The sequence below is a fragment of the Hydrocoleum sp. CS-953 genome (assembly GCF_002260545.1).
Taxonomy (GTDB): Bacteria; Cyanobacteriota; Cyanobacteriia; order Cyanobacteriales; family Microcoleaceae; genus Trichodesmium.
This window is the reverse complement of sequence record NZ_LGSU01001091.1, coordinates 1-6,682: the sequence shown is the minus strand read 5'-3', so window position 1 is coordinate 6,682 and position 6,682 is coordinate 1. Positions and strand designations below refer to the sequence as shown.

Below are 6,682 nucleotides of genomic sequence, written 5' to 3'. Positions count from 1 at the left end.
CCCCTACTCCCTTACTATCTTAATTATAAGTGTTCAACCGGACATGGTATTACCTTAGAATACCGATGCTACCGGACATGATATGAAGTAGAGTTTTACTTGAAATTGGACTAGAAGAGTTGGCCAAGGTAGAGAAGTGGGCTTTTTTATTTTCTAAAATGTTAAGTAATATTTCGCCAACAGTATCCAAAAGATGAAAATAGGCTAGAAATAGCAGAGTATGGTACAAAAAATCTGCACAAGTCAACTCCTCCAGTGGATAGTTATTATAATTGTTCTTAGTGCAAAAAAGTTTTAAATCAACCTTATTTAGAATAATATGATAGATTTTGTTAGATTAGAACTTGAATCGCAATATATTAAATATCAGCCTGGTTCACCTGGTTATTTCAAAGCTTATGTCACAAACTACAGCCAAGATTTTTATAGTTTTTATCTAGATATAATGATACCTGGACTCGATCCAGAATCCCAGATAAAATGGTACAGCACAAAGCCTGAAGTTGCGACCAAGAAACCTCCAGGTGCAACAACTGAATTTACAGTCAATATTCATCGTTCTCCTCGTTCCGGTTATGAAAATCTATTAGATTTAACCGTTAGAGCAATTGCCATAGAAAATCCACAACTTTTAGCTACAGAAACCCTGACTTTAAAGCTGGAAGCACCCATAAAACCTCTAGTATTAGAGCTTCTCCATTCTAAAGTCCAAGGATATCCTGGCGAAATTCTTGAAATTCCTGTTAAGGTCTCAAATTATAGTCAAGATGTAATGGCAGTAAATTTGACGTTTCAAGGAGAAGACAAGCTCGATCCAAACTGGATAATTAATGGAACCACAAAACAAATTACAGAACTTAATCCAGGTGAACCCCAATTTGTGACCTTTGAGTGTCAACCACCTGAAGAAGGGAAAGCCTTGAGTCAAACTTACAGCTTTAGAATTATGGCTCAAACGGATAGAGTGATTCAACCTGAACCGGAAGTTTCGGGAAAACTTGAAGTTTTACTGAAGGGAATTATCAATTGGGAATGCGAACCTACTGACCAGGTTTTATCGGGGATTAGATTGAACAACAGCGTCAATTATAAAATTCAACTCTATAATTATAGTAACATGATTCAAGATATTAATTTTGATATCTTTGAAAGAACTAAAAAACCTCATCATCTTACTATTTTGTCAGAGGAAGGAAAAGAACAAGAACTCTTTGTGGAATATGACGAGCAGCAATCTAGTTGTCTTTATACCGGGTTTTATTTTCAGACAATTTATCCTGAAGAATTATCATCACAAAAGTTGAAAGTGAGTCAAGTTCGGTCTTGGTTAGGGATGGGAAAGAAACTACAATTCAACCTGAAACCTTATTTATTAAATCAAGATTATGAAGATAATACATCAGTATTTATTAAGCCTGAAGCTCAAACAATTACTCTAGATGTTAAGCCTATTATTCCATTTTGGTTGCAACTATTAACCTTACTCCTAATGCTTTTGTTGGGAGCATTGTGGTGGTTACTCACGCCAAAAAATCATCATACTGAGCCAGTGAATTCTGTTGCTTTTGACGGTAAAGCTAATACCGTGATTAGTGGTTCTAGCGATCGCAGTATTCGCTATTGGCAAGTTGAGGCAAATCAACTGGAGCCACCACAAGTCATTACTGATGAGAATGAAAAAGCGGTGCGTGTCGTTCGTTTTTTGCCGGAAGATAATCAACAAGTTGCAGCAGGTTTAGAGACGGGAGAAATTAATCTTTGGAATATCACAAATCAACAGAGACAAGGAACCCTTTATATTGATGAAAATAAAAATGACCGTGTTTTTGGCTTAGAATTTACTAAAGATTCTCGTTATTTATTAAGCGGACATGGTAGCGGAATGGTACGAGTCTGGGATTTAGAAGCAATTGACTACGGCTGGAATTCATCAAACATAGGAACTCGTAAAGAAAAACAACAGTCTGGACTTGAACCTCTCGCCGAAACCTACGATCTCTATAAAGATAACCAGAGAATTGNAAATGACCGTGTTTTTGGCTTAGAATTTACTAAAGATTCTCGTTATTTATTAAGCGGACATGGTAGCGGAATGGTACGAGTCTGGGATTTAGAAGCAATTGACTACGGCTGGAATTCATCAAACATAGGAACTCGTAAAGAAAAACAACAGTCTGGACTTGAACCTCTCGCCGAAACCTACGATCTCTATAAAGATAACCAGAGAATTGGTCGAGAATTAATTTTTAAACAACCTTTTGCATTACTAACTCTAACCATCAGCGAACGTCGAAATCAACCTCGATTAGTCTTTTTTGCTGGTCAGTATAATAAGTTAGCAATTTGGGAAAATTGGGAAACATGGGAAAATTGGAATCCACCTTATGAGGATAGAAATGGGATTGTAGACTACTGTTATTCTTATGATTCTTATGCTAAATATGGTACTTTGGATGCTTGTTTGGTAGGAGAAAAGCTTAAAAATAAGAATCGTAATAAGTTGTATTACTTTCCCTATAATTGGGAAGATAAAAGCAATAAATTGATTAACCAATATAATTATATTACCAGTCTAGCAACTCATGAAGAAATTAATAATACTAGCTTCCCAAATCTATTAGCTAGTGCAGACACAGAGGGATATATTACGTTGTGGAACCTTGATAAAATTCGTCGATGTATTGAACAGTCGCCTGGAGGAGGTGAGATTCTGAATTGTTCAGCAGTTAGCCGAGAACAGTGGAATGATGGCCATAAAGGTCAACCCGTTCGGACAGTTGCATTAAGTCAAAATGGCTGCTATCTTGCGAGTACCGGAGATGATGGACGAGTTATGTTATGGTCACTTAATCCCAATGGAGAACGAGTTACCAAAAAGGGAAAAGTCGTAGCTCAATTTTCTGAGACTAGACTCAATAGCGTTGATATTAAAACGTTTGATCAAGAAATTCGCCTGACATTTGATGGAGAAAATCATTATGTAAAGATCAAAAAAATTAAGATTAAAAATATGGAAGACTGTATGAATAAACGCAGAACCCGATAGTAAGTCTTATTTAACTGGAGGTATTTAGGATGCAATCAACCCGTACACCCATTTTTATACAGGAAGAGTCTCAAAAAAGCCTGAATCTTTTGCGAGGTTCGACAGTTAAACATCGTTTAAAAGTTACAAACTCAGATGACCAAGAATTATTAATTTTCGTTTGGATCAAAGCAAATGATGCTCGTTCAAAGCCAATAGAAAGATGGTGTACAGTGATAGATGAGCGATCGTCGATTAATAATCGTCTTCGACTGAAGCCAGAGGAGTCTAAATCAATTGATCTTCAATTTGAAGTTCCCCAGCAAGCTTCACTAGGAATTTACCACTACACCGTATTTGCTGAAGCACCTGAACAATATCCCGATNGATCAAAGCAAATGATGCTCGTTCAAAGCCAATAGAAAGATGGTGTACAGTGATAGATGAGCGATCGTCGATTAATAATCGTCTTCGACTGAAGCCAGAGGAGTCTAAATCAATTGATCTTCAATTTGAAGTTCCCCAGCAAGCTTCACTAGGAATTTACCACTACACCGTATTTGCTGAAGCACCTGAACAATATCCCGATCAAGTTTTTCGTCGTCCTCAACAACTGCGAGTTCGTTTAGAGCGGGAAACACAGTTAGACTATGAACCTGAATTTATCCTTCCTTCTACCCATCCAAATAAACCCCATCAGCTTCAAGCGGGAGAAAAAGTAGAGATCCCAATTCAAGTTAAAAATCGCTCTAAATTGGTGGATCGATTTTATATTATTTGTCCCGATCTAGACGAAGATTGGTATGATGTTAGTTACCCCGAAGTTAATACAAATCTCTCTGGATTAATTCGCGAGACAGATGGACTTGAACTTAACCCAGAAGATCCCCCAGGAGAGATTCAGTTAATCTTGCATCCACCTAAATATACTCCTGCTGGAAATTATTTTCCTACCATTCAACTCATTTCAAAAAATAATGAGTCTCAGCTTATTATTCGAGTCTTTTATTTATTAATTTTACCAGAATATAATTTGCAATGTACACTTCAACCGACTAAAAACAAAGTCAAAAAAGGTGAAGCTGATTTTGATATTAAATTAACTAACGAAGGGAATACCAGACGCGATCTGATTTTAACTGCAAACTTTATACAGCAGGAAAAGCTTTGGAATTATTTTCTCTCACCGCAGTCAGATGTGCGAATTTTTCCGAGTAAAAGTAAGACCATTAATTTACAAGTTGAGCGGAAAGGTTGGCGATGGCGACGTTTAATTCCTAGACCAGCTTTGGAACTTCGGTTTGATGTTGAGTTAGAGGATGTGCAAAACTTCCCCTTGGGGGAACCCTCACTAGAAGGAATTTTAGTGTGGGATAAAAGTCCTTGGTGGCATTTATGGCTATTAATTTTATTGATATTCAGTCTTTTCGCAGGAACAGCATTAGCAATTTGGTGGAATTTCTTCAAAATGCCACCTTTACCTAAAATCAATGAATTTAGCACAATTAATCAATTATCAAAATATAAAGAAGGTGAACCAATTCAAATTAATTGGAAAGTTCGTCATCCTCAAGAGTTAGAAAAAATTGTTTTTACGAGAATTGATAGCCAAGGAAGTAGTGAATTAAAAAGCTATCCATTTGAAAATGAAAAACTTAATTTACCAGAATTAGTTAATAAAAATTATGAATGTAAATTGATTGAATATCATGATAGTAGTTTTTTTAAAAGAACTATTAATAAGCTATTGAGAAAGCCTTCATTAACTAATCAAAAGGATAGCCAGAATCAAAAAGAATGCAAAATTGAAGATCGTAACAAGAATAAGTGTACTCTTGAATGTACTCTGACTTTAGAGCCTCCTACTCCTGATAAATATATTTTTGAAATAGAAGCTTTTCCGAAATCTATCGATCAACTATTTAGAAAGCGTTCATCAAAAAAGGCTTCTGATTCCAGTAAGACTCATACAATTGAAATTACTCCTAAACCTCAACCTATATTATCTCAAATTAACAAGATAGCTTCTCCTAAGTCAACTTATGCAAGACTTCAACAAGAAGAAATTATTCTGCAATTTGATATTACAAATCAGAGTCAATTAAATCAAATTGAAATTATTACTCAAGATGGTAATCAAGTTACTAGAACTGCTTCTTATATTCTAAATAATGGTCAAATTCAACCGAAAGATACCAAAAATCTTTGGGGTGATTTAGATTGTAAAATTGCAGATAAACCAGAGGAATTAAGCTGTCAATGGAGCTTAAATACTCGCTTGATTGAACCGGGAAGTTATACATTCAAAGTAGCGGTTTACTCTTTATCAAACCCGAAAGAACCTTCAGATTCTCAAGCATTACAAAATACTATCCTTGTTCAGCCGGCACCTTTACCTGAAATTGAGCAATTTACAGCATCAAAAGCGGTTTATGAAGAAGCCAAAAAAGAACCGATTATTCTCCAATTTGATATTACAAATCGGAGTCAATTAACTCAATTAGAAATTATTACTCAGGATAGTAATCAAGTTACTAAAGCTGCTTCTTATTCTTATATTCAAGATTTAGAAAAAGCTCAAATTTTGCCAAAAGATATTAGGAATCTTTTGGGTAAGTTAGATTGTAAAGTTGCAGCAGATAACCCGGAAAAATTAAGCTGTCAGTGGAGCTTAAATATTGACTTGATTGAACCGGGAAATTATACGTTCAAAGTAGCGGTTTACTCTTTATCAAACCCGAAAGAACCCTCAGACTCTCAAGCATTACAGAATACTATTGTTGTTCAACCAGAACCTTTACCTGAAATTAAGCAATTTACAGTATCAAAAGCGGTTTATGAGGAAGCTAACAAAGAGCCGATAAAATTAAATTGGGTAATTCAAAATCCTAACCAAATTCAATTATTTATTATCACAGCTCAAGGTCGAAATGGTTCTATTCAAGAGGTTCAAAGATATCAATATCCCAGTCAAGTTAACTCATTCTGTTCAATTTCTAAAGGGGTTGACTATCTACTGATTTGTAGAGATGTGCCAATAAAAAACTTTCCCCCTGGAGAACATACATTTCAGCTTGAAGTTATTCCTAAAAAAGCAGAAGAAAATGTCAATATTAACCAAATTTCATCCCCAGTTAAAGTAACGCCAATACCAATAAAGATTGAATTTAAAGTTAACGATCAATTGATTACTGAACCTGTTGTAAATTATCCACCTATTGCTATTGGTTCAGACGGAACACCTGTATTTATTCAATTAGGATGGAAAGTGGAAGGTGGAGAGGGAATTAAAGTTGAATTACAACCTCTTGCTGATGTTGTAAAAAAGGAAGGTTCAATGAATTATATGATTAGCCAGGCTCCATTTTCTGAAACAATTACTTTGCAAGTTACTAATAGTTTAGGAGAACAAGAAAGTCGGTCTATTATGATTCAAACTTATCAGTCTAGTAGTTCTAGTCAGTCTAGTAGCCCGAGTCAATTTACTTTTCCTAAAACGGGAGAATTGGAAACATCTGAATCAGAGGTTGTTCAACCTGTACCAACTGAATTAGGTCCTTTAGAACCTATAGAAATTCCGCCGAAATCGGATTAAATAGGGTTTGCTTTAAGGAGTACGGGAGTGGGGGGTGGGGGGAGTAGAGAGTAGTATAAAGG

1 protein-coding gene and 1 pseudogene are annotated in these 6,682 nt (G+C 35.6%); both read left to right on the top strand.

The features are described from left to right. Positions 1–319 precede the first annotated feature (319 nt). Positions 320–2,021, top strand: a pseudogene (locus AFK68_RS45465) (hypothetical protein); the annotation flags it as partial. A gap of 1 nt (position 2,022) precedes the next feature. Next, a partial coding sequence (locus tag AFK68_RS45460) for a WD40 repeat domain-containing protein (RefSeq protein ID WP_371357422.1) occupies positions 2,023–3,046 on the top strand: 1,024 nt, incomplete at its 5' end. Between the last annotated feature and the right edge of the window lie 3,636 nt (positions 3,047–6,682).